The sequence below is a fragment of the Priestia sp. 10L35 genome (genome assembly GCF_056395685.1).
In genome coordinates this window covers 326,655-350,437 of record NZ_JBFTKA010000004.1, presented here as the reverse complement: position 1 = coordinate 350,437, position 23,783 = coordinate 326,655, and the positions used below count along the sequence as shown (strand labels likewise).

At 37.4% G+C, this 23,783-nt stretch carries 22 protein-coding genes and 1 riboswitch; of the genes, 15 read left to right on the top strand and 7 right to left on the bottom strand.

Annotation, left to right across the window (positions count from 1 at the left end; genetic code table 11):
• The first annotated feature begins 30 nt into the window (after positions 1–30).
• The 3 genes from AC1DEF_RS17370 (at position 31) to msrA (ending at position 2,278) form a co-directional block, all read left to right on the top strand.
• Positions 31–531: a MerR family transcriptional regulator gene (locus AC1DEF_RS17370; protein WP_034653601.1), complete on the top strand. Its 501-nt coding sequence runs from the start codon at positions 31–33 to the stop codon at positions 529–531.
• Between the two features lie 202 nt (positions 532–733).
• Positions 734–1,162 carry a MarR family winged helix-turn-helix transcriptional regulator gene (locus tag AC1DEF_RS17365; protein ID WP_097824042.1) on the top strand — a complete coding sequence of 143 codons (429 nt, stop codon included), beginning with the start codon at positions 734–736 and terminating at the stop codon, positions 1,160–1,162.
• A gap of 153 nt (positions 1,163–1,315) precedes the next feature.
• Entirely contained in the window at positions 1,316–2,278 is a 963-nt protein-coding gene (gene msrA, locus AC1DEF_RS17360) for a peptide-methionine (S)-S-oxide reductase MsrA (RefSeq protein ID WP_097824041.1), read from the top strand.
• A 25-nt stretch (positions 2,279–2,303) separates the two neighbouring features.
• Here msrA and AC1DEF_RS17355 read toward each other — a convergent pair whose 3' ends face one another.
• From AC1DEF_RS17355 to AC1DEF_RS17345, 3 genes are read right to left on the bottom strand one after another with little or no spacing between them, the layout of a single operon-like run.
• Entirely contained in the window at positions 2,304–3,428 is a 1,125-nt protein-coding gene (locus AC1DEF_RS17355) for a GerAB/ArcD/ProY family transporter (RefSeq protein ID WP_097824040.1), read from the bottom strand.
• Positions 3,429–3,440: 12 nt separating this feature from the next.
• Complete coding sequence (locus AC1DEF_RS17350; protein WP_097824039.1) at positions 3,441–4,526, bottom strand: Ger(x)C family spore germination protein; 1,086 nt, start codon at positions 4,524–4,526, stop codon at positions 3,441–3,443.
• 14 nt (positions 4,527–4,540) lie between these two features.
• The gene (locus AC1DEF_RS17345; protein WP_097824038.1) at positions 4,541–6,061 is read right to left on the bottom strand and encodes a spore germination protein; all 1,521 of its coding nucleotides are present in this window, start codon (positions 6,059–6,061) and stop codon (positions 4,541–4,543) included.
• A 202-nt stretch (positions 6,062–6,263) separates the two neighbouring features.
• On the opposite strand from AC1DEF_RS17345, the gene AC1DEF_RS17340 reads away from it, so the two are divergent.
• From AC1DEF_RS17340 to sigI, 5 genes are all read left to right on the top strand, one after another.
• The gene (locus tag AC1DEF_RS17340) at positions 6,264–7,919 is read left to right on the top strand and encodes an alkaline phosphatase (RefSeq protein WP_477727460.1); all 1,656 of its coding nucleotides are present in this window, start codon (positions 6,264–6,266) and stop codon (positions 7,917–7,919) included.
• Positions 7,920–8,670: 751 nt separating this feature from the next.
• On the top strand, positions 8,671–9,414 hold the full coding sequence (locus AC1DEF_RS17335) for a LytR/AlgR family response regulator transcription factor (RefSeq protein ID WP_318331094.1): 744 nt from the start codon (positions 8,671–8,673) through the stop codon (positions 9,412–9,414).
• A gap of 144 nt (positions 9,415–9,558) precedes the next feature.
• Complete coding sequence (locus AC1DEF_RS17330; RefSeq protein WP_477727459.1) at positions 9,559–12,597, top strand: PAS domain S-box protein; 3,039 nt, start codon at positions 9,559–9,561, stop codon at positions 12,595–12,597.
• Between the two features lie 76 nt (positions 12,598–12,673).
• A riboswitch (yybP-ykoY riboswitch) is annotated at positions 12,674–12,769 on the top strand.
• Positions 12,770–12,865: 96 nt separating this feature from the next.
• Positions 12,866–13,681: a TerC family protein gene (locus AC1DEF_RS17325; protein ID WP_043979698.1), complete on the top strand. Its 816-nt coding sequence runs from the start codon at positions 12,866–12,868 to the stop codon at positions 13,679–13,681.
• Between the two features lie 370 nt (positions 13,682–14,051).
• Positions 14,052–14,762, top strand: coding sequence for an RNA polymerase sigma factor SigI (gene sigI, locus AC1DEF_RS17320; RefSeq protein ID WP_477727458.1), 711 nt, complete (start codon positions 14,052–14,054; stop codon positions 14,760–14,762).
• A gap of 51 nt (positions 14,763–14,813) precedes the next feature.
• On the opposite strand, the gene AC1DEF_RS17315 is transcribed toward sigI, so the two are convergent.
• The 3 genes from AC1DEF_RS17315 to phaQ all read right to left on the bottom strand — a co-directional run bounded on the left by AC1DEF_RS17315 (position 14,814) and on the right by phaQ (position 16,315).
• Positions 14,814–15,011 carry an alpha/beta-type small acid-soluble spore protein gene (locus AC1DEF_RS17315; RefSeq protein ID WP_013055933.1) on the bottom strand — a complete coding sequence of 66 codons (198 nt, stop codon included), beginning with the start codon at positions 15,009–15,011 and terminating at the stop codon, positions 14,814–14,816.
• Positions 15,012–15,154: 143 nt separating this feature from the next.
• Positions 15,155–15,667 carry a polyhydroxyalkanoic acid inclusion protein PhaP gene (phaP, locus tag AC1DEF_RS17310; RefSeq protein WP_014461097.1) on the bottom strand — a complete coding sequence of 171 codons (513 nt, stop codon included), beginning with the start codon at positions 15,665–15,667 and terminating at the stop codon, positions 15,155–15,157.
• A 168-nt stretch (positions 15,668–15,835) separates the two neighbouring features.
• Complete coding sequence (gene phaQ, locus AC1DEF_RS17305) at positions 15,836–16,315, bottom strand: poly-beta-hydroxybutyrate-responsive repressor (protein WP_013082201.1); 480 nt, start codon at positions 16,313–16,315, stop codon at positions 15,836–15,838.
• Positions 16,316–16,668: 353 nt separating this feature from the next.
• Here phaQ and phaR point away from each other — a divergent pair, with 353 nt between their 5' ends.
• The 7 genes from phaR to AC1DEF_RS17270 all read left to right on the top strand — a co-directional run bounded on the left by phaR (position 16,669) and on the right by AC1DEF_RS17270 (position 21,840).
• A complete protein-coding gene (gene phaR, locus AC1DEF_RS17300; protein WP_013055937.1) occupies positions 16,669–17,268 on the top strand; it encodes a polyhydroxyalkanoic acid synthase subunit PhaR in 600 nt (199 codons plus the stop codon).
• 81 nt (positions 17,269–17,349) lie between these two features.
• Complete coding sequence (gene phbB / locus AC1DEF_RS17295; RefSeq protein WP_014461095.1) at positions 17,350–18,093, top strand: acetoacetyl-CoA reductase; 744 nt, start codon at positions 17,350–17,352, stop codon at positions 18,091–18,093.
• 76 nt (positions 18,094–18,169) lie between these two features.
• On the top strand, positions 18,170–19,258 hold the full coding sequence (locus tag AC1DEF_RS17290) for a class III poly(R)-hydroxyalkanoic acid synthase subunit PhaC (RefSeq protein WP_013055939.1): 1,089 nt from the start codon (positions 18,170–18,172) through the stop codon (positions 19,256–19,258).
• Between the two features lie 462 nt (positions 19,259–19,720).
• Positions 19,721–21,076: a TrkH family potassium uptake protein gene (locus AC1DEF_RS17285; RefSeq protein ID WP_043979693.1), complete on the top strand. Its 1,356-nt coding sequence runs from the start codon at positions 19,721–19,723 to the stop codon at positions 21,074–21,076.
• Positions 21,077–21,201: 125 nt separating this feature from the next.
• Positions 21,202–21,381, top strand: a complete 180-nt coding sequence (locus AC1DEF_RS17280) for a hypothetical protein (RefSeq protein ID WP_141425876.1) — start codon at positions 21,202–21,204, stop codon at positions 21,379–21,381.
• A 121-nt stretch (positions 21,382–21,502) separates the two neighbouring features.
• Entirely contained in the window at positions 21,503–21,664 is a 162-nt protein-coding gene (locus AC1DEF_RS17275; protein WP_013055942.1) for a hypothetical protein, read from the top strand.
• Positions 21,665–21,666: 2 nt separating this feature from the next.
• Positions 21,667–21,840 (top strand): hypothetical protein, encoded by a 174-nt coding sequence (locus AC1DEF_RS17270; protein ID WP_164797379.1) that lies wholly within the window; start codon positions 21,667–21,669, stop codon positions 21,838–21,840.
• A 27-nt stretch (positions 21,841–21,867) separates the two neighbouring features.
• Here AC1DEF_RS17270 and AC1DEF_RS17265 read toward each other — a convergent pair whose 3' ends face one another.
• Positions 21,868–23,637, bottom strand: a complete 1,770-nt coding sequence (locus tag AC1DEF_RS17265; RefSeq protein WP_318331096.1) for a B12-binding domain-containing radical SAM protein — start codon at positions 23,635–23,637, stop codon at positions 21,868–21,870.
• Positions 23,638–23,783 lie beyond the last annotated feature (146 nt).

The following is a 23,783-nucleotide window of genomic DNA, read 5'->3' as shown; positions in this document are numbered from 1 at the left end:
TAGTAAATGAAAAAAATGGAGGGATGGAACATGACGATGAAAACGGTAGATGTGGCAAAAGCGCTGGGAATACATCCAAGTACGGTATTAAAGTGGGTCAAAATGGCGGATATCGAGCTAGAGAGAAATGAATCAGGACACTGTGAGTTTACAGAAGAAAATGTTGAAGCACTTAGAAACTTTCAAAAAAATCGCAATCGTCAAGCCGTCGTCAAAGTGGTAGAAAAAGTAGTGGAAAAAGAGGAGGTCGTTATATCTGATGAACGTGCACAAGACATGCAAAAGCAGCTTGATCAGCTTTTTTTAAGGCTAATTGAAAATGAAAAGCGTACAGAAGAAAAAGCGGGAGAAGTAGTGACTTTTCAAATTTTAGAGCATCGTTCAGAAATAGATCGATTAAATAAAGTTATTACGAAATTAGAAAATCGAGTAGTGGAACTTGAAAGTCAGTTAAAAAGTGAAGACAGCTTAAAAGGTAAAAAGCCTGTTCCGAGATGGAGAAGCTTTTTAACCGGTATTTTTAGCTATTAGCAGCGATTTACCATAACGGTAAATCGCTTTTTTTATGGAATTTTATGAAAAATACATCAACTTGTACAGAATTGTGGAAAAAAATCTCAATAATAGTTGACGAAACGCTTAGTAATTTGATAAAACTAATTAAGTTAAGAAAGTGAAATACTTTCGTAAATACATATTCGTTATCAGGCGATAGCGTTAAGGAGAGTGACAAGTGAAAAAAAGAGAAGAGCTCGTTCAAGAAATGGAGACGCTGTTTCGCTTTGTGTTCAGACAGCTTCGCCAAGAAATTAATGAAGTATACAATTCAGAGCTATCAACAAATGAATTTATGGTGCTTCGTATGCTGGTTGATTCCGGCAGGCAGCGATCAACTGATTTATCAAAGCATCTTCAGGTTTCAGCAAGCCACATTACGGCGGTAACCGACTTGCTTTTATCAAAAGGCTACATTGCACGCAAACGGTCTGAAAACGATCGGCGTATTATTGATATTGAACTGACCAAGGAAGGACAGGATATTTTTAATGCTATTCAAGAGAAGAAACGAGCCTATTTCCTTGAGCGTTTTGAGCACTTTACAGATAAAGAAATTGAAACGGTGAATAAACTGTTTCACAAAATTAAAGGCGATCAAAAATAAAGCGCTTTAAATGCGGAAGAATAATCAGTGAACATGGCTTTCACTGATTATTTTTTTGTCTTAAAACGCAAAGAGTATGAAAGGCAAGTTAGTTGGTGAGAACATAAAATCAGCGTATAATAATAGAAAGAACACATGAAGGAGGTCATCTTTTTGACAGAACAATATGAAGTAGCAACTTTTGCGGGCGGCTGTTTTTGGTGTATGGTGAAGCCCTTTGATGAACAGCCAGGCATTATAAAAGTTGTATCTGGCTATACAGGCGGTCACAAAGAGAACCCGACGTACAAAGAAGTATGCTCAGAAACCACGGGCCACTATGAAGCGGTCCAAATTACATTTGATCCAGAGGTTTTTCCATATGAAAAGCTTTTAGAACTATACTGGCCTCAAATTGATCCAACGGATGCAGGGGGACAATTTGCGGATCGAGGCGATTCATATCGAACAGCTATTTTTTATCACAATGAACATCAAAAGGCACTAGCTGAAGAATCGAAGCAGCAATTAGAAGCAAGCGGTCGTTTTTCTGAGCCGATTGCTACACAAATTCTACCGGCAAAACCGTTTTATGAAGCGGAAGAATATCATCAAGGTTACTATAAGAAAAATAAATTCCGCTATGCTATGTATCGACGCGGATCTGGACGTGATCGTTTTATTAAAGAAAACTGGAAAGACTTTGGACACGACGAGCAGCTGAAAACGACATTAACGCCTATTCAATATGAAGTTACTCAAAATGACGCAACGGAACCTCCGTTTCGCAATGAATTTTGGGACCATACAGAAGATGGTATTTATGTAGATATCGTATCAGGAGAGCCGTTGTTTAGTTCAACTGATAAATATGATGCCGGATGCGGATGGCCGTCTTTCACAAAAGCGATTAATAAAGATGAAGTAAAAGAAAACATGGACGTTAGTCATAATATGGTTCGTACAGAAGTACGAAGCAAAACGGCTAACTCTCATTTAGGCCATTTATTTGATGATGGTCCGCAAGATGCAGGCGGCTTGCGCTACTGCATCAACTCAGCAGCTCTTCGCTTTGTTCCGAAGGAAGATTTAGAAAAAGAAGGATACGGGGAATACGCTGTTTTATTTAACAAATAAAATAATATGAAAGAAAGAGCGTGATTCAACTTAAAGTTGGCTCACGCTCTTCTTTTTGTGCTTTCTTTTGTTTTATTTTGGCTCGAATAAGGCTATAGAGAAAAAGGAAAGGAATGTAGCCATAAATAAAGTAAAAGCCGGTCATGGATAATCGTGTATTAAGCTGATCGATGGTTTCTCTATCATCAAAGAAAATAGAAAAGCCAAGAAGAGCAATAAGAACTAATATGAGAAAAATCGTAGGCGGCTTATTAAATGTTTTACTAAATCCACGAATTGTACACCATACGCTGACAGCAATAGTAGGAAGAACGACTAAAAGCCACAGAGAAATTAAAATATATTCAAAACGCTGTAAAAATGGGATTTCAATAATTTTAGCCATTGTTAAAGTTGGCCAGATGGTATGGCCTAACTGTCCTTGACTAAAGTAAGCAAATGATACTAATGCTGTGCACAAATATAAAAAAGTACTGAACAAAACCCCATATTGCCCCCACTTCTGACTAGTAGCGCCATTTTTTATAAATGGATAGAAAAAAAGCACGGATTCAAATCCCAAATTCTCAAAGGTCATCATTTTAGTTGAAATTAAAAATTCCCATATTGTGTGGTCAAATAAAGGAAATAAATTATTAAGGTGCCCATACTTTAACGGATAGAGTAAGGCAAATACGAGCGGCAAGGGAAGCATGACTCCAAAAAAGGCAATTCCAGTAATCACACGAAACCCACCGGAAACTGTGTAGTAAATAATAGGCAGGTATACAAGTGATACGACCCATGTTTCTAACTGTGGAAACATCCATATTTGCAAAATCTCTACATATGTTCGGTAAATCGTTAATGCAAAGATAAAATAATAAATGGAAGCGGCAAGGGTTAAAGCCCCTCCAAGGTATTTTCCAAAATATAGCCGGTGAATATCAATAATATCGCTGTTTTCACGGGTTAAAATATTAAAAATCATTGCCAATAAAATACAGGTGCTGATCGCTGCAAGGATGATAGATATCCATGCTTCATATCCGGCACCTTTAATAACATAACGCTGAAATCCTAGTATTCCAACGCCAATCTGAGTAGAGTGAACTAAGAAAAAAAGAAAAGAAGGGGAAACTTGATTTTCTTCTTTAATTGTATTGTGCATCTTTTCTTCCTCCTAGTTGCTAATACCGGTTTGAATAAGGTGAACGCGAGCTTTTACTTCAATATTCATATCCGGATATTGCGCTTTGAATTTTTCACTGTTAAACCTTCTCGTTTTACTTCGAACATAATCTGTAAAACAAATGGGGTCGATTTTGTGCTGCTGAAGCTTCTTAATAAAAGCATCCCCGTCTTTTTCAATATCTTTTTGAAGCGTTTTTTCAACCATTTTAATACGGGCTGGGTCTGTTAAATCTATCCATCCAGGAAACTCTTTTACAAGACCATCGACAGTTAAGTGGGCAACGATACTTGGGTTTTGATTATTTCCTTTAATTTCATATTTTGTTTTGGTTCGCAAGTTTTGCAGTATAATTTCGCCTTTACGGTCACTTTCTTTAATTTTTACTGAGTAGCGGCCGTGCTTTGTTCCGCTTGTTAGCAGCTTAAATAAAAACGTTTCTTTCATTCCGATGGTTGTAACGACTTTTTGTTCTTTGAAAAGCGCCAGCCCCTTTAATTTAATAGCATCTTTTTCTTGTGCTAAAACAGGAAGGTATGGGTCACGGTCGTCGCTAAAAAAACTGAATAAAAAAATTTGTAAATTGGTGTTAGGCAAATTTTCTGTGCGGATATTTTGTTCGATTAAATTAGAAATAAACTGATAGTCCTTAATTTTCTTTTTTGTAACGGAGCTTAATAATTCATGTGCGTTGCCGTCTACAATGCTTAATTTAATATTACGTCCAAGGTCTGGATTTCTAGCAATTGTATTTACTAACTCCTCTACTCCATGTGTTGCAAATTCTTTTCCCATAACGATGCTTCTCAGCTGCCCAAACGCGACGGGAAGAGATGATTTATTGTTTAAACGGAGTGGAATATCAAATGACGAATTAGCAGTAGCCGCAATAATACTCGGTTCTTCCGTTGGTCCGTATTTATAGATAGGGTATAAAATGGTTCCTCTCACTTTATTGCTTTGAGGAATATAATCATATCCGATGGAGTTGACTACTTGAATTTCGTCAATCGTTTCACGGTCTGCACAGCTCGTTAAAAAAGTAAGGCAAGTGCATAAAATTAGTATTCTTTTCATGACGTTTCCCCGCTTTACTCATTATCTAAATTACTTTTTCGTTTCATCTTATTCGCTTTATTAGGGTTATAGCGGAAGCGCTCTAAAGGGCGCAAGTAGCTTGGCCGCTTGGCCGTATGACTATAGGGCAGTCGCAGAAATGTATCCCTATACTCTGTGGGGCGAAACGGAAAAAGCGGAACAAGATAAGGCATTCCTAAAGATTTTAAGCGAAGCAAATGAACCAGCAAGAAACAAAAGCCAAATGTGATGCCGACTAAACCGAACGCAGTGGCAAACAAAATAAACGGAAAACGTAGCAGCCGGATCGTGTTAGACATTTTAAAAATAGGCGTTGTAAAAGAGGCTAAAGCTGTCAGTGAAACAATAATAAGCAAAATATTGCTTGTTAACGCAGCTTCTACCGTTGCTTGCCCAATAACAATCCCGCCTACGATTCCCAGTGTTTGCCCTACTTTTGTTGGAAGTCTGGCTCCTGCCTCCCGAAGCAGCTCAATGGTGATTTCTAAAAAAAGTACTTCGATGACCGGTGGAAAAGGAACGTTTGTCCTTGAAAAGATAATAGGCCCCAGCAAATCTTTTGGAAGCATCTCATAATGATACGTAACAATGGCTACATAAAGAGGCGTAGCAAAAATAGAGAAAAAGACGCCCAAAATACGAATAACCCGGAAAAATGACCCTAGAACCCATGGTAAATAGTAGTCTTCAGGTGAAATAAAGAAGTCAAGCAACGTTGACGGCCCTGTAACTGCGTAGGGTGAACCACTCGAAAAGAAGGCAGCTTGCCCGTTTAACAGACTAAACAGGACCCGATCAATCCGCTCTGTTGTTAAAAAAAGCGGAAACGCCGTAGAAGAATTATCGGAAATTAATTGATCAAGCATTGTACTATCAAAAATGACGTCGAAATCAATATCTTCAAGGCGCTGGGTCATGGTGTCTACGTGCTGAGGGTTCGTTACGCCTTCTAAGTAAACAAGCACCACGCGCGTTTTCGATTTATTTCCTACGGTGAGTTCTTTAAAAATAAGGTTTTCGGAAATGACCGTTTTTCTCATTAAATAGAGATTGACATCTAAATCCTCCACAAAACCAATTTTAGGACCAACGACGCTGAACTCATTTTCCGTTTCATTTTCTTTTCGAAACCCCGTATCAAAGCTTTGAACTTTAATAAGAGCTACTAGCTTATCGTCTTTATGCAGTTGAAACATCACATAGCCGCGCAGCAGCTTTTCTAAAATTTCTTTTGTATCTTTTGTAACGGAAATATCTTCAATGGGCAGAACATTTTCGACTTCATATACACTGCTTAACGTGAAGTCTAGTTTTTGAAAAGGCTCAAGTATTTTATCTTCAACACTTTGCATGTTTACGAGCTGTTTAAAATAAGTAATGATGTATTTTCGGTGCTGCGAGCCAATGGCTAATGTTGTAAAATCACTTGATTTTTTAAATTGGTTAATCAGTTCATCCAATGTTTTTTTGGGCTGATCGTCTGCATTTTTTCTTTTAAATAAATGTTTAAACATAACCGTGCCCCTCGCTTGACTTTCTATTACTGGTAGTTTGTTCATGTACTTCCTTTTTATTCGACTATTTTTTCTTAAGAAGAAAGGAAGAATATAAAGACAAACTTTACACTCTTTTACAGCAGATAAACAGTGGGTTTACGTTTGAATGGTAACTTTAGACATGTCGAAGACAATTAAATAAAGGAGCGGGTACATTTATATGAAGAAAAAATTAGCAGGTATTACACTGGCAGGAGCAGTAGCATTGGCATCGTTTGGTGTAGGAAACTCACTTATTCAAACGGAAGCAAAAGTGGAGCACAAGTCAGCTAAGAAACCTCAAAATGTCATTATGATGGTAATGGACGGGACGAGTTCAAATGCTACTACACTCGCAAGATGGTACAAGGGAAAACCGTTACATATGGATCAGCTGATGGCCGGGGGAGTACGTGCGTATTCGGCAGAATCTGCTATTACAGATTCCGCTCCGGCAGCTACTGCTTTAGCAACAGGAAATAAATCAAATTCAGGCTATGTAGGTGTGCTTCCTTCAGTAGTGAATACACCCGGGGTTAAATCCGTAGAAAAAGAAGATCAATTTCGTCCCGTAGCAAACGTTCTAGAAGGAGCAAAGCTTTCAGGGCGCGCGACAGGAATTGTGGCTACCTCTGAAATCCAGCACGCCACACCAGCTGGTTTTTCAGCCCACAACTATAGCCGTGATGATTTTCAAACGCTAGCGGAGCAGCAAGTGTATCAAAACATCGATGTAGTGCTTGGAGGAGGTAAGCAATCTCTTCTTCCAGGAAAAGAAGAAAAAAGCCGGAAAGACGGTGAAAACTTAGTCAATGTATTGAATAAAAGAGGATATGACTTTGTAGAAAATAAAAAGGAATTAGAGCAGTCACACGCCAAAAAAATCTGGGGGAGCTTCGCCGACCGAGACTTAGCATATGATATGGACCGACCGCAGACAAAAGCAGAACAGCCAAAGTTGTCCCAGATGACAAATAAAGCAATAACAACACTATCCAAAGATAAAGACGGTTTTTTCTTATTTGTTGAAGGAAGCAAAACGGATTGGGCAGCTCATGCGAATGATCCAGTAGGAATGATTAGCGATGTACTAGCGTTTGATGAAGCAGTGGGCAAAGCAGTAGAGTTCGCTAAAAAAGATGGAAATACGATGGTTATTGCGATTGCCGATCACGGAAACAGCGGTCTTTCAATCGGTAATGCAAATACAACAAAAGGATACGATACCACACCTGTTTCTGCTTATATTGATCCATTAAAAAAAGCAAAAATGACGTTAGAAGGTGCTACGTCTAAATTAAAAGAAGATTTATCAAATAAAGAAGAAGTAGCTGCTTTGTATGGTTTATCAAATCTAACTTCAGAGGAAAAAGCGCAGCTGACTAAAGCAAGAGATAAAAAAGAAATCAGTGCTACACTATCGAAGTTATTAGCCAACCGAGCAAACCTTGGATTCACAACAGGCGGTCATACGGGTGAAGATGTATTTCTGTATTCATACGGCGTAAATCGACCAACGGGGCACTTTGATAATACGGATATTGCCAAACATATGGCTAAATCACTGAATATTAACTTAAACCAGTTAACAAATGAATTATTTATTGAAGCAAATAAAGCTTTTAAAGGCTCAAATGTAGCGGTTGACACAAAAGATAAAAACAACCCTGTACTGGTTGTTACAAACAATAAGCGAACGGTGCGTTTTCCAGTAAATAAAAATATTGCTATTGTAAATGGAAGAGAAATTCAAATGGACAGCGTAGTGATACAGGATAAAAAGAATCGCTTCTTTGTATCAAAACAAGCACAGCAAATTGTAAAAAATGAAAAATAAGAAATGAATGCAAAACAGGCCGGGTTATAACTTTAGGCCTGTTTTTTTACAAATAATAGATGGTTAATTAAGTTATGTAGCCTTTATAGAGGAATGAAGCTATTTATTTTACAAATAAATAGCTTTGAACACTTAAAGAAATGGAAAGTCTTCACGTTTAACTATATGTGATTTATACTATGAAATGGTATAATAATCATAGTTTTAAAAGGAACTAGTTCGGAATACATATGTAAGTTCATACCTTTGTATGCTAGAATTTTTATAATAAAATGAATAAAAAATACATAAATTCTTTTGGATTAAATCACAAAATCAGGGTTGTTAAGGACAATATGTAAGTAATTACCTTTAATGAAAAGTAAAAAAATTAACAAAAGTACGGGTGAAAGAGCGTAGAACATGTTTTAATAGTAAGAGAAAACAAAATGATTGAAAAGAGCGTGTCGTCTTTATGGAAAATGTTAAATAAAGATTTTGACATGCTGATTTACAGATTATAAAAAGGGTATTAAATCATTGTTAGGAAAATAAATGATAATAGATAAACGGTTTTTATGTCTTCTTCTAGAAAACCTACAATTATTGCAATATTCCCCATGAACAATCGTTGTGTGTTCATTAACGATTAGCGTCCGTGTAGATCATTCATCTCAACATAAAAACACTATAACGATGTGTAGACATGCATAAAACAGAATGGGCAATAGTTCGTACTATACTTTAACATTGTATCCTAGGGGGAGTCAGGATGAACAAAATTAACTTAATTATTGCCGATGATAACGAAGATTCGGTTGAAATTTTAGATTATTTTATAGAACAGCTTCCGGAATTTGAAGTGATTAGCATCTGCAAAGACGGAGAGCAGCTTGTACAGGAAGTGATGGCCAAGAGTCCAGACCTTTTGCTCGTAGACATTAATATGCCTACGATTAACGGTGTAGATGCCATAAAAAAGTGCCTGCGAATTAAGCCGAATTTAAACTTCATTTTTATCACCGGTTACGATGAATTTGCTGTGAAGGCATTTGAGCTGTCAGCATTGGATTACATCGTAAAACCGATTGAAAAAACCAGGCTTTATATGGCGTTAGAGCGGGCAAAAAACTCCATTGGAATTGATGAAAATCAGTCGAAAAAGCCAGGTCAGCAATTAAAAAGGCTGCCTGTAAAATTTAATGGATCTACTTACTACATTCCAATTGATCAAATTATTTTTATTGAAAAATCCGGAAAAAAATGTTTGATCTATACTCAATCACGTGTCTATGAGACATATGAAAATATTAGTGATATCTATATGTATTTGAACCCTTCTGTATTTAGTCAAACACACCGGTCTTATATCGTGAATTTACAGAAAGTTTCGCACATCACACCAAAAAATGAAACATATCTTGTTTATTTCTTAGAAATTGATGAATATGCTCATATCTCAAAATTAAAAATCCAAGACGTTCAAAAACAGCTGCATCAGTTAATGACCAATTAAGAGATGCTGCTGCTTCTAAAATAGCTATGTTGATGAAAGGACGAAGCTTATGCAAGTTTCGTCTATTTCATGTGTCTGCTTTCGGAGCAAATGATCGTAATATAGTTCTTATAAGAAGAGTTAGATAGAAGAAGTAACGTTAAATTGAAAGGAAAGCAAATGATTTCAATTACTGGTCACTATAATGAATTTACCGTATTTCTTGCTGTCATTGTAGGGATTCTTGCCTCTTATACAGCACTTGATATTATGAGCAAAATGATAAAAAAACAGCGGAACAATTATTTGTGGCTTACGCTGTCAGCAATTTCAATGGGGCTTGGAGTGGGGGCGATGCATTATATTGCTATGCTTGCTTATTATGTTCCTGTTAGCTTTCATTTTGATGCTGTACTTTCTGTCCTTGCTTTAATAATAGCGATTAGCGGATCATTAGTTGCGTTTTGGACCTTCTGGAAATGGCGCACGTCGGTATGGTCAGGGCTTATTTTAGGAAGCAGTATTCTGGGTACGCATTACATTGCCATGGCAGCAATCGAAACAGAAGCACGCATTCATTATGCTCTGCTATCTGTTTTGCTTTCCATCATCATCGCCCTGGTCGTTGCATTTTATGCGATGCACTTGTTTTTTCGCTCGAAAAGCGTGAAAGCTAATCCCTTTCTTAAACTTGTTAGCTCTATTTTACTGGGCATTGGAATTTCAGTTATGCATTTCATCAGTATGTATGGAATGAAGCTGCATATTGCACACTCAGTTGCTAGAAAATGGGGGCAGTGGCTGCCGTATCAAGCGCCATTTTCCAATATTATTGCAAGTATTACAATTACGCTACTCATTGTCTTCCTGCTCGTTGCTGCTTTTAAGCGTCAGGAAGAAGTGAGGGAGAGTCAATTAAAAGAAGAGTATTATCAATCTCTTTTTAACTACAATCCTAATATTGTGTGTGCGGTTGATTTGTACGGCAATATTCAAACGATTAATCCAAAAGGAATCGAGCTAACGGGATACACGTTGCATCAAATGGAGAAAATTCCGTTTCCTTATATGTTTAGAGAAGCTGAACAAGCTGAAGAATATATGTGGAAATCTCTGAACGGAGACTCTGTTTATTATGAGGCAACGCTCATTCGCAAAGATAATCAGCCTGTATATGTTGAAGTAACGCAAATGCCTATTATTGTTCATGGTCAAATTAAAGGCAGTTACGTCATCGCCAAAGATGTGACAGACCGAAAAAAGGCTCAACAGCAGCTGTTGGATTTACAAGAAGATTTAAAACGCACGCTTTCACAGCAAGATGGCGCTATTTTTAAATTTGTGAAAAACGATAAAGGGTATATCCATACCATGTGCGAAGGAAAAATGGTTCGTGAAATGGGATATGAGGAAATAGATGTTGTTGGTAAAACACTTGAAGAATTTTTGCCTGAATCTTACGCGAAAGAAAATAAGAGATACTATGAGAAAGCATGGGCGGGAGAGAAAGTGTCTTATGAAGTACTTATGAACGACTTTGCTTACTATACGAAGTTAATACCTCATATCTACAAAGGAGAAGTACAAGAAGTTATTGGTTCTATAGTAGATATCACTGATCTTCACGAAGCAAGAGAAAAGCTGGCTAAAAGTGAAAGCATGTATCGCTCCGTTCTCTCTACAATGTCAGAAGGTGTAGTGTTTCATGACCTTGAAGGAAATCTAATTGCTGCCAATGCCTACGCTGCTAAAATTCTAAACGTGCCTTACGACCAAATGTTATCGGTTAACCCCTTTGGTTTAGACTGGGAAATTATTCATCCTGATGGAACAGCTTTTGCACTGGAAGACATTCCATCTGTTCGATGTCTTCATACAAAAGAACCTGTACGAAACACGGTTATGGGCATTTATTTAAATGAGAAAAAGTTGACTTGGATTTCGGTGAATGCTGAACCTCTTCAAGAAAGCAAATATTATAAGGGCGTAGTTGTCACATTTTATGATATTACAAAACAGCAGGAACAAGAACAAGATTTGCTTCATTCCAATCAGCAAATGATTGTAGCAAAAGAAGAAGCCGAAAAAGCAAATCAAGCCAAGTCTGAATTTTTATCAAAAGTAAGCCATGAGCTTCGTACGCCTTTAAACAGTATTTTAGGTTATGCACAGATATTGGAAGAGCAAGGGGAAAAAGATTTAACAGAAAAACAATTGAATCGTATACGAAAAATTTTAAAAGCTGGTAATCATCTTCTTTATTTGATAAATGAAACGCTTGATTTATCGAAAATTGAATCAGGTCACTTAGCGATTAATCTTGAACCGGTGTCGGTAAAAGAGGCAATTGAAGACGCGCTTAAAATTATGAAACCACTAGCAAAAAATAAGCATAGTATACTTTATACTCGCTTTCACGCATACCAAGAAGTCTTTGTTGAAGTAGATGAACTTCGGTTTCAGCAGATCTTATTAAATCTGCTTACAAACGCCATTAAATACTCGCCCGCTTATCGCGATATCACTATCTATACTGACATCACTCAGCATCACGTAACTATATCGATTGAAGATAAGGGCTTTGGAATTCCAGCTTCAGAATTAAATCGGATTTTTGAGCCTTTCTACCGTGTAAATAGACTAGAAAAAGACGGAACAGGAATTGGGTTGGCGCTTGTAAAACAGCTTGTTGTATTAATGAATGGAACGTGCGGAGTCCGAAGTGAAGAAGGCAAAGGCAGTACATTTTGGGTGCGTTTTCCCATAGTCCATCCACCTGTTCCTAAACGATTATCCGATCAAGGAGAAGCCGAGCCGTTTTTAGGTTTTTCCATGCCAATTTCAATTGTGTATATTGAGGATAACGATACAAATATCGAGCTTATGCAATCGATTCTTTCTCCATATAAAAACGTTAAGCTTTTAATTGCTAAAACAGGAGAAAATGGCATCGGGCTAATCAGGTCTATTTCACCGGATATAATCTTAATTGATATTGATCTGCCTGATATGAATGGTTTTGAGGTATGCACACAGCTTCAGCTGGAAAAAGAGTTGAAGCATATTCCGCGAGTCGCCCTGAGTGCAAGCGCGATGCAAAGCGATATCGATCAAGCTTTTTTAGTCGGTTTTAGTGAATACGTAACAAAGCCTATTCATATTGCAACGTTTTTGAATGTATTAAAACGCTTAACAAAAGCTTAACAAAAGTTTAGAGGGCTTTTAATTGACTTATTAGTGGACTCTTTGTAAAATAAAAACAACTTAATACATTTACTTCTTAAGGAGTAAAGGGGAGTAGCGTCAGGGAAACCTGAAACAAAGTCGTCATTACATGGAGTATTCCATCGGCTTTGTTGGCATAATGATTATGCTTAGCAAGACCTTTGCCATATTTGGCAAAGGTCTTTTTGTGTTTTATTCCGGTAATGAGGATAAATAAACTTATACAAAGAAACGAGAGGGGATTTTTATGGATGCATCACTTTTGTTAGAGTATGGATGGGTATTGCTAGTGCTGGTTGCATTAGAAGGAATTTTGGCGGCGGATAATGCTCTTGTGATGGCCATTATGGTCAAACATTTACCGGAAGAAAAACGCAAGAAGGCATTATTTTACGGATTAGCCGGTGCCTTTATTTTTAGATTTGGTTCATTGTTCTTGATTTCATTTTTAGTCGACGTATGGCAGCTTCAAGCTATAGGAGCCATTTACTTATTGTTCATTTCCATTAATCATATTGTGAAGCGATATGTGAAAAAAGACGATCGTGAAAAAGTGAAAGAAGCAGATGAGAAAAAGGGATCAAGTTTCTGGATGACGGTTTTAAAAGTAGAAATAGCGGACATTGCTTTTGCCGTTGATTCAATTTTGGCCGCTGTGGCTCTCGCCGTTACATTGCCAACAACAAATCTTCCTCAAATTGGCGGACTAGACGGCGGACAGTTCTTGGTGATCTTCGCCGGAGGAATTATGGGATTAATTATTATGCGTTTTGCTGCAACTTGGTTCGTCAAGCTATTAAATACGCGCCCAGGCCTGGAAACGGCGGCTTTTGCTATTGTAGGCTGGGTAGGAGTTAAGTTAGCGGTGTATACCCTTGCTCATCCGGAGTTGGGTATTATTAATGAACATTTCCCTGAATCAAAAGTGTGGAAAATTACGTTTTGGATTGTGTTACTTGGCATAGCAGCTTCAGGCTGGTTTCTATCTAAAAATAAAGAACAAACTGATCTTGAAGGCTCAGAGAAAGAAAAAGAATCGTTAAAAAAAATTGAAAATCAATAATAAAAAAACGCGCTTTCAATGCTAATTGAAGGCGCGTTTTTTATATTAAGACAAAATACCTAGTTTGGATTGTTTAGATAAAGGGTAAAAGAACTAACTAATGTTTAATTATTTTATATCCGAATGTTTTGCTTTTTCGTTCATATTCTTAAGAGAACAGAAGCAGCCGTGAGTAATTCAGTTCAATGAAGTTTATTTCAGTTTATAAACATATATTTCAAATGTATGTTAATTGGTAAAATTGAGCTATTATGGGTTATAATAAAGGGAAATTAAAAGGAGCAGAACGCTTCTCAACCCTGTTCGTCATCAAAAGAATAGATATTAACATGGTATAAAGCAACTGAGTATAGTAAAAGAGGTGAAGCCAATGCTCACAAAAGTTCAAACGCCTCCATCGCTTGAAACGCTTGTACTGACGATTCAGCAAGGGGATAAACAATTACATAACGAAATGATTCAACAATATAAACCGTTTATTGCTAAAGTTGTTTCAGCTGTATGTAAACGTTATATAAGTGAAGCTGACGATGAATTTAGCATTGGTCTGATTGCATTTAATGAAGCCATTGAAAATTACACAATCCAAAAAGGACGATCTCTTCTTGCATTTGCGGAACTTATTATTAAAAGAAGAGTAATTGACTATATTCGAAAAGAAAAGAGAAATCAAACGCTGCTCTATAGCCGAATTGAAAATGAAGGTTTTATTCAAGGCAAGGTAGAAAGGGATATATCGCTTTCTACCTATAAAAGGCAAAGTGAAACTTCATATATTCAAGAGGAAATGACTTATTTTTGTCAGGCGCTAAAATTGTTTAAATTAACTCTTGAAGACATTATCGAGACGTCTCCTAAACATAAGGATGCAAGGGGAAATGCAGTCGAAGTTGCATCATTTATCGTCAATGAAAAAGAATTAAAAGATAAGCTGTTTTTAAAGCGGCAGCTTCCTATTCGCTTGATTGAAAAACATGTCAAAGTGAGCCGGAAAACAATTGAAAGAAACCGTAAATATATTATCGCGATGGTTATTATATTAGCGGGGGACTACGTGTATTTAAAAGACTATATTATGTAAGAAAAAGGCACGCGCAGGTGCCTTTTTTTAGCCATGTTATGAAGTTATGTTTTATTTTTGTGTGCTGCCGCTTAAGTGAGCTTGAGCTTGTTGCACCAAGCGTTTTGTGATTTCTCCGCCTACTGAACCGTTGCTGCGTGCAGCAGTGTCAGAACCTAGAGTTACCCCAAATTCTTGAGCGATTTCATATTTATATTGATCTAAAAATTGTTCTACACCTGGTGTTAATAGTTTATTTGTTCTAGCCATGATTAGTCATCTCCTTTTTTAGTGGTACAGCAGTTCACTGCTGTACCTGTATTATTTGTTGTTTCCTATTTTGCATACTGGTAATGGTTTGCAAGAAAGTATAAAAAAGCCCAGCTTTCAAAGAAGCTGGGCTTTTTTATATATTATTTTACAACTGCATATTGCTCAAGAGACTGAGCAAATGACTTTTGAAGAGATTTTACTTGTTCTACGTATGCATCAGATACGTGTTGGAATTCTTGGCGCGTTTTCTTTTGCTCTTCTACTAATTGTGTTACTACTTGATGATATTGTTCTTGAGCTTGCTTTACTAAAGAATAGCTTGATTTGCTTTGGTTAAGAGAAAGCTCTTGTAATTTATTTAATGCTTCATGCGTGCGGTTTGTCCATTCTTCATAAGAATCGGCAACAGCGTTTCCAGCTGTTTTACGTAAGTTTTCAACTGTTTTTTGTTGAAGATCTTCTAATTCAGCTTTCCATTGTTTGTCTGTTGCTTGAAGTTGTTCAACTGCTTTTGTTACAAATTCTTGCTGTTGCTCAAGTGCTTTTAACGTCCATTGCTCAATTTGTTTGTTTCCGTCTGCAATGTTTTGTAACCCCTTTGTCCATTGTTCCCACATTGCATCAATTACTGTATCATACTTTACTGTTGACATAATCAAATTCCTCCTTGAATAATTTGGTCTGGCGAACAGTTATCGTAATGAACAAAACGTTAAAGAAGAAATTCGTAGTTGTGTGATAAACCTAACATTCCGCGCTCGCTGGTTGACCGTGAAATTTAACATTATATTAGGAAACGCAGATGTACTGCGTGAATCCCTTTAATCGTTTTCTTCCTCTTTTGATTCTTTTGACTTTTTAGAAGAAGAAGAGCTAAAAGGGAACAACATGTCGGTATACATGTGAAAAAATGAATCTAACATGTTTTGATACTGTTCAAGTGAATTAGCCCACATGCTTAAATATTGTTCGCCGGCATCTGTTAATGAATAAATCCGGCGTGCAGGTCCTTCAGCTGACGTATCCCATTGCGATGTAATCAAGTTGTCTTTTTCAAGCTGTCTCAGCGTGCGGTAGACATTTCCCTGATCAACTGATGTGAATCCAAAGCTCATTAGTTGCTGAATGAGCTTGTAACCATGTAGATTCCAACCTCTTAAACTTAAAAGAAGAAAAGGAACCATCAAGTTTTTTGGTGCACCGCTAATCGATTTTTCTAAGTTGTTTGAATTAGAGGTGTTATCTTTTTCACTTGATCCCAAGGTAATCACCCCTTCGAAAAAAGAGAATTTGTTTTCCATATGTGTAATTTACACCTAGATGAAAAAATTGTCAACACTTTAAAACAGGTCTTTCAAATACAGGAAAAAAGAACGATTTTTTGGATTTCGACAAAAAGCGTCAAAAAAATTCAAAAATAAACAAAGATTTAGAATTGTTTATTTTGGAAAACGTATTTATAATAGTACATGTAGGTAATTTTTATAACATTTATAATTTGTTGGTAAGTGAATTGTGAAAAGATTTACATTATCCAATAAATAAACGCAAAATTGGTTGCGTTTACTTAGAGCTTCTAATATGTCGCTTGTCACATTAAGTGTCCATATTGAAAGCCATCACTTTTAACGTACACAAGAAAGGAGATGGAGTTTTGGAACAGCAAAAAGTATTTGATCCGTTTCAAGCATGGAAAGACGTATATGACAAAACCGAATCTTACTGGGGTAAAGTTATTGGGGACAATATGAATCGTGAAGAATTTTCCCAGCTCATGGGAAATGTGCTAAATATGAACCTTCAATATCAACAAGCAGTAAATGAAGTAACGGGGCGCTATCTGCACCAAGTAAATGTACCAACAAAAGAAGATGTAGCAAACGTTGCGTCATTAGTCATCAATGTGGAAGAAAAAGTAGAATTATTAGAAGAGCAATTTGACGATCGTTTTGATGAATTAGAAGCACAGCAAGAAAGTGCATCTGCTTTGAAAAAAGATGTAACTAAGCTGAAATCTGATGTCAAATCGTTAGACAAAAAACTCGACAAAGTTTTATCTCTTCTTGAAGGGCAGCAAAAAACACAAGACGAGTTAAAAGAAACTATTCAAAAACAAATTAAAACTCAAGGTGAGCAGCTTCAGGCTCAGCTGTTAGAAAAACAAGAAAAATTAGCTGAAAAGCCAAAGGCAGAAGCTAAATCTGAAGCAAAACCATCAAACGCTCAAAAAACTGAGCAGCCAGCTCGCAAGTAAGGTATAGGGGATTTTATAACAACATTAACTGCTGTATTTACAGTAAAAATCATAGCTGAAGAAGCAAGGGGGAAATTTTTCATGACAACATTACAAGGTAAAGTAGCAATCGTAACAGGCGGATCTAAAGGTATCGGGGCAGCAATTACACGTGAGCTTGCTTCTAATGGAGTAAAAGTAGCAGTAAACTATAACAGCAGTAAAGAATCTGCAGAAGCAATCGTAAAAGAAATTAAAGACAACGGCGGAGAAGCTATTGCGGTTCAAGCTGACGTGTCTTATGTAGATCAAGCAAAACACCTAATCGAAGAAACAAAAGCTGCGTTTGGTCAATTAGACATTCTAGTAAACAACGCTGGAATTACGCGCGACCGTTCATTCAAGAAGTTAGGTGAAGAAGATTGGAAAAAAGTAATTGATGTAAACTTACATAGCGTATACAACACAACATCAGCTGCGCTAACGCACCTTTTAGAATCTGAAGGTGGTCGTGTTATCAATATTTCATCAATTATTGGTCAAGCGGGCGGATTTGGTCAAACAAACTACTCAGCTGCTAAAGCAGGTATGCTAGGATTCACTAAATCATTAGCTCTTGAGCTAGCTAAGTCAGGCGTAACAGTTAATGCAATTTGCCCAGGATTTATTGAAACGGAAATGGTAATGGCAATGCCGGAAGAAGTTCGTGCAAAAGTTGTAGCAAAAATCCCAACTCGTCGCTTAGGCCACGCTGAAGAAATTGCACGTGGAGTTGTTTACTTAGCAAAAGACGGCGCGTACATTACAGGACAACAGTTAAACATTAACGGCGGCTTATACATGTAATAAATGCTGGCCCTGACTTTTGTCGGGGCTGTGCTTGTTAACTAACTACTAATGGAATGAAAGGGTGTGTATATTCGTGGCAATTCCTTACGTGCAAGAGTGGGAAAAATTAATCAAATCAATGCCAAGTGAATATAAAAGTTCTGCAAGACGTTTTAAGCGTGCATATGAAATTATGACAACAGAAGCGGAACCGGAAGTTGGATTAACACCAAAAGAGGTTATTTGGAAAAAGAACAAAGCGAAATTATACCGCTATACGCCAGTAAAAGATAACCTGCATAAAACACCAATCTTACTCGTATATGCATTGATCAATAAACCGTATATTTTGGATTTAACACCTGGAAACAGCCTTGTTGAATACTTATTGAACCGCGGTTTTGACGTGTATTTGCTTGACTGGGGAACTCCTGGGCTTGAAGACAGCAATATGAAGCTAGATGATTATATTGTAGATTATATTCCAAAAGCAGCGAAAAAGGTGCTGCGCACTTCTAAATCTCCTGATTTGTCTGTTCTTGGTTACTGCATGGGCGGAACTATGACATCTATTTTTGCTGCATTAAATGAAGACTTGCCGATTAAAAACTTAATTTTTATGACAAGTCCATTTGATTTTTCCGATACAGGTTTATACGGAGCATTCCTAGACGATCGCTACTTTAATTTAGATAAAGCAGTAGATACATTCGGAAACATCCCTCCAGAGATGATTGACTTTGGAAACAAGATGTTAAAGCCAATCACGAATTTCTACGGCCCGTATGTAACGTTGGTGGACCGTTCGGAAAATCAGCGGTTTGTTGAAAGCTGGAAGCTAATGCAAAAGTGGGTTGCTGACGGAATCCCATTTGCTGGTGAAGCTTATCGTCAGTGGATTCGTGACTTCTATCAACAAAATAAATTAATCAATGGTGAACTTGAAGTTCGCGGACGCAAAGTAGATTTAAAAAATATTAAAGCTAATATTTTAAACATTGCTGCTAGCCGTGATCATATTGCGATGCCGCATCAAGTGGCAGCTTTAATGGACGCTGTTTCAAGTGAAGATAAAGAGTACAAATTGTTGCAAACAGGTCACGTATCTGTTGTATTTGGTCCAAAAGCAGTGAAGGAAACATATCCTTCAATCGGCGATTGGCTAGAAAAACGCTCTAAATAAAATAAAGACGCGGCTGGGACAAAAGTATTTTAGCCGAAGTGAAAAACGAACCACTGATATTAGTGGTTCGTTTTTTTGTTATGGTAAACGTAGGTTTCAAATATATAGTTGCTTCTAGTTGTTGATTGGAGGGCAAGGCGAAGTCTTGCACGGAAATCAACAGCGGTGTCACAAGCGGTTCAGCTCATGGATCCCATTTGTTCGTCTTTAGATTGGATTCATTTAATTATGTCTCAACCTCGTTTTTTTTGTAAACAGACAATATTGATTGACGGTTCTTTATGCGGGCTGCTGGAATATATGATATCTAATGACAAGTGAGGTGACTTCTTTTATACTAATGTAGTCACCTTCTTGAACATGGGATTTTTTACATGGATATTGCAATCCATGTAACAATGAGTATGCTTTGAGAAGAAAGAAGAAAACTATTAGTATTATAACAAAAAGGAATGTCAGATTATGCCGCAACCATGGAAACGACGAGTAAGGCAGATGTCTTCAGCTCAAATTATTGTTACATTTTACATAGTGGCTGTTACGCTTGGATTTCTATTACTTAGTATTCCAGAAGCTTTAAAGCCGGGAGTGAAGTTAGCATTTATTGATCGCTTATTTATTGCCGTTAGTGCGGTAAGTGTAACAGGGCTGACACCTGTCTCTACTCCGGATACATTTAGTACGACGGGCTATTTTTTGCTCGCTTTTATTTTTCAAATCGGTGGTATTGGTGTAATGACACTCAGTACATTTATCTGGATGATTTTGGGTAAAAAAATCGGTTTAAAGGAACGTCAGCTCATTATGACAGACCATAACCAATCCCGCTTATCAGGATTAGTTGACTTGATGAGAAATATTTTATTTATTATTTTTGCCATTGAACTAGTTGGCGCCATTGTTTTAGGATTACATTTTCTCCGTTATTATTCGAGCTGGACAGATGCGTTTTTGCATGGTTTCTTTGCTTCTGTCAGCGCTACAACAAATGCTGGCTTCGATATTACAGGATCTTCATTTATTCCGTATGCCCATGATTATTTTGTCCAAGTGGTAACCGTTATTTTAATTACGCTTGGAGCGATTGGATTCCCTGTATTAATTGAAATTAAGCACTATTTTTTAACATTTAAAGATAAGCGTAAATTTCAATTTTCGCTATTTACGAAGCTAACGACCATTATGTTTTTTCTGCTGTTAGCAGGGGGAACAATCTTGATTCTTGTGCTAGAGCATTCAGGATTTCTAGCAGATAAGTCTTGGGATGAATCGTTTTTTTATGCGTTTTTCCAATCCGCTGCCACAAGGAGTGGAGGAGTGGCGACCATGAATATTAATGAGTTTTCACTTCCTACGTTAATTATGATGAGTGCGATGATGTTTATCGGTGCTTCACCGAGCTCAGTAGGGGGAGGAATTCGTACGACGACGTTTGCATTAAATATTCTTTTCCTGTTTTATTACGTCAGAGGAAATAAGACGATTAAAATCTTTCGCCGCGAAATTCATGAAGACGACATTATTAAATCAGTAGCTGTATCGATGTTAGCCGTAATCATTTGCTCGAGTTCTCTTCTTATTTTAAGTATTACAGAACATTTTTCTCTCATTGAGCTTATTTTTGAAGTGTGTTCAGCTTTCGGGACAACAGGTTTATCAATGGGAATTACAGGAGGGCTTTCTGATATCGGTAAATGCGTTATTATGATTTTAATGTTCATTGGCCGAATCGGCATGTTTTCATTTATTTTAATGCTTCGCCGTCCAACGTCTGGACCGGATTATCACTATCCGAAAGAACGTATTATTATTGGATAAAAGAGGCTGAGGTAAAAATATGTTAGTTGAAGAAGGATCCGAACGAGCTTAATTCTTAATCAAGCTCGTTCGGATTTTTTTATGATGGTAAACATAGGTCTCATATTTTTACCTGCTTCCAGCTGTTGATTGGAGGGCATGGCGAAGACTCCTGCGGGAAAAGTGGAACAGGTGAGACCCCGCAGGAGCATAAGCGACGAGGAGACTCACCGACCGCCCGCGGAAAGCGAAGCCTTGCACGGAAATCAACAGCGGTGTCACAAGCGGTTCAGATGAACTCATTTATCCCATTTGTTTGTCTTTAGATTAAAGTAATTTCGTTATGTTTCAACCGCTTTTTTACAGCTTTTTCTGCTTATATTACGCATCAGAAAGTGCATTCTAAGAAAAGGAAGTTCAATGGACTTCCAAGCATAGGAGGGATAGATGATGGCAAAGCGTAAAGTAGGGTACAAATCAGCACTGACTAACAATAATACACCAAAAGAGAGCCTTTCAGATGCAGAATTTGCTGCTGAATATGCTGGCGGCGAGGAGCCGGCTAAAGGCGCGAATCGTAATTCCAAAAAAGGAAAGCAAGGTAAGTAACAATGAGCAAACATAAACAACAAAATAAGCATATCGCAAGCACTGAAGCGAAGCAAAAACAATTACTGCAAGAAGAGTTTGGAGCGGAAATGGGCGATCCCAACGCAGCTAAAATATATGAATCCCTAGGAAAGACAAAGTCTGATAAAGAGCATGAAAAGAAAAAAGAATGTTAAAGAAAAAAACCTCGGTTATCCGAGGTTTTAGCTTACAACTGGAAGGCCAAATGCCTCTACAGGTGCCGAATAAAGTTTTGTATCATTTGCTTTTTGATCATAATAAGCAAGAAGAACAGATGGTTGTTCATTTATTTTTCCCGTTTGTTTATAATACATATAGTCAAATGGCAGAATCTCTAAAACAGTGTGCTTGTATAATTCTTTTTCAGCAAGCTGTTCAGCTTCAAAAGCCTGTCCCATAATAGAAGGATTAGCAAGCATTTGCTGATAGTAATGAGAGCGGACTTGTTTTTCTACTTTATCGTCCCACCAAGGTTTACGAGGCTTATGCTTTTGGTTTTGTAAATAATCAATTTTCATAAACCCTTCAATCATTTCTTCATTTGAAAAATTCTCTGTTTCAATGTACTGTCTAAGGCGTCTGAATAAATCTTCAAGCTGATGGCCGATTCGAACCCAGCCCATTTCATCCCAATACGTCCCGAAGTTTTGGAAGAAATCAAAAGGTGTATTATAGCAGTGCTCAACTAAAAACTCTATTGTCTCATCCATTCGATGGTCATTCCAAAACTTTTCTAAAATATCTTCTACATGTTTAATACGTACGACATCTGAAAATGGCAAGACGTTATTGCTTAAAATCTCATAAGGCGACTGATCCATGTATTGATAATTATAGCGAGGCGCACTTAAGCGTAAGCCAGTGCCGCGAAGCATTTTTAAAAAGCCTAGCTGAAGCTCTTCAGGGCGAAGTGCAAATACATCATTAAACGTATTCTTAAATGAGTTATAATCTTCGTCTGGCAGTCCCGCGATTAAATCTAAATGCTGATCGATCTTTCCGCCTTCTTTCACCATTGTTACGGTACGCGTTAACTTTTTAAAGTTTTGTTTGCGTTTGACTAGTTCATTAACAGCATCATTTGTAGATTGAACACCAATTTCAAAGCGGAATAATCCTTTTGGCGCATGATCGTTTAAGAACTGAATAACTTCTGGGCGCATAATATCGGCAGTAATTTCAAATTGAAATACGGTGCCTTCACGATGTTCATCAATTAAAAATTGGAACATTTCCATGGCGTAGCTGCGGCTGATGTTGAACGTGCGGTCTACGAACTTAATCGTGCGCGCTCCGTTATCCATCAAATAGCGAATATCTTCTTTTACCTTTTCTCTATCGAAATAACGAACGCCTACTTCAATAGAAGAGAGACAGAACTGACAGCTAAACGGACAGCCGCGGCTTGTTTCAATATATACAACGCGTTTTGAAAGTTCTTGGCGGTCTTCTTCAAAACGGAAAGGAGAAGGCATTTCGCGCAGATCAATTTTATTGCGCTGCGGGTTTACAACTGGTTTTCCTTCTTTTCGGAAAGCCACGCCGCTTACGTTTTCAAACTTACGCTCTCCGTGAAGTTCGTCCAACAGCTGCTTGAATGTTTCTTCTCCTTCACCAATAGCGATAAAGTCAGCTTCAGGAATACGCTCTAGCCAGTGAGTTACATCATAGGTTACTTCTGGTCCACCGAATATAATGATGAGCTCGGGATTGATCTTTTTTAGCATTTGGGCGACTTTAATCGTTTCTTCAATATTCCAAATATAACAGCTGAAACCAATAATATCTGGGTTGCGTTTATATAAATCCGTGACAATGTTCATAGCAGGATCTTTAATCGTATATTCGGCCATATCCACTTTATAGTCAGGCTCTGCATAGGCTTTTAAACATCGAAGGGCTAAAGAAGTATGGATATACTTCGCATTCAATGTACTGACAACAATGTTCATTCAAAAAGCTCCTTTTAACTCGTAATATGAAATCAATTTACTATTTTAGCACATTTGAGAAATAAAGTATAAATACCTTGCCACTTTTGTTGTGGAGGGGAAAGGATTTCGGTAAAATGTAACAGAAACGTAAAAGAAGAAAGAGT

What these genes read in the sequence shown, in the direction of transcription:
- AC1DEF_RS17370 (WP_034653601.1), top strand. Translation starts at nt 31, where the DNA reads ATGACGATGAAAACGGTAGATGTGGCAAAAGCGCTGGGAATACATCCA.
- AC1DEF_RS17355 (WP_097824040.1), bottom strand. Translation starts at nt 3,428, where the DNA reads ATGCACAATACAATTAAAGAAGAAAATCAAGTTTCCCCTTCTTTTCTT.
- AC1DEF_RS17350 (WP_097824039.1), bottom strand. Translation starts at nt 4,526, where the DNA reads ATGAAAAGAATACTAATTTTATGCACTTGCCTTACTTTTTTAACGAGC.
- AC1DEF_RS17345 (WP_097824038.1), bottom strand. Translation starts at nt 6,061, where the DNA reads ATGTTTAAACATTTATTTAAAAGAAAAAATGCAGACGATCAGCCCAAA.
- AC1DEF_RS17340 (WP_477727460.1), top strand. Translation starts at nt 6,264, where the DNA reads ATGAAGAAAAAATTAGCAGGTATTACACTGGCAGGAGCAGTAGCATTG.
- AC1DEF_RS17335 (WP_318331094.1), top strand. Translation starts at nt 8,671, where the DNA reads ATGAACAAAATTAACTTAATTATTGCCGATGATAACGAAGATTCGGTT.
- AC1DEF_RS17325 (WP_043979698.1), top strand. Translation starts at nt 12,866, where the DNA reads ATGGATGCATCACTTTTGTTAGAGTATGGATGGGTATTGCTAGTGCTG.
- sigI (WP_477727458.1), top strand. Translation starts at nt 14,052, where the DNA reads ATGCTCACAAAAGTTCAAACGCCTCCATCGCTTGAAACGCTTGTACTG.
- AC1DEF_RS17315 (WP_013055933.1), bottom strand. Translation starts at nt 15,011, where the DNA reads ATGGCTAGAACAAATAAACTATTAACACCAGGTGTAGAACAATTTTTA.
- phaP (WP_014461097.1), bottom strand. Translation starts at nt 15,667, where the DNA reads ATGTCAACAGTAAAGTATGATACAGTAATTGATGCAATGTGGGAACAA.
- phaQ (WP_013082201.1), bottom strand. Translation starts at nt 16,315, where the DNA reads ATGGAAAACAAATTCTCTTTTTTCGAAGGGGTGATTACCTTGGGATCA.
- phbB (WP_014461095.1), top strand. Translation starts at nt 17,350, where the DNA reads ATGACAACATTACAAGGTAAAGTAGCAATCGTAACAGGCGGATCTAAA.
- AC1DEF_RS17285 (WP_043979693.1), top strand. Translation starts at nt 19,721, where the DNA reads ATGCCGCAACCATGGAAACGACGAGTAAGGCAGATGTCTTCAGCTCAA.
- AC1DEF_RS17275 (WP_013055942.1), top strand. Translation starts at nt 21,503, where the DNA reads ATGATGGCAAAGCGTAAAGTAGGGTACAAATCAGCACTGACTAACAAT.
- AC1DEF_RS17270 (WP_164797379.1), top strand. Translation starts at nt 21,667, where the DNA reads ATGAGCAAACATAAACAACAAAATAAGCATATCGCAAGCACTGAAGCG.
- AC1DEF_RS17265 (WP_318331096.1), bottom strand. Translation starts at nt 23,637, where the DNA reads ATGAACATTGTTGTCAGTACATTGAATGCGAAGTATATCCATACTTCT.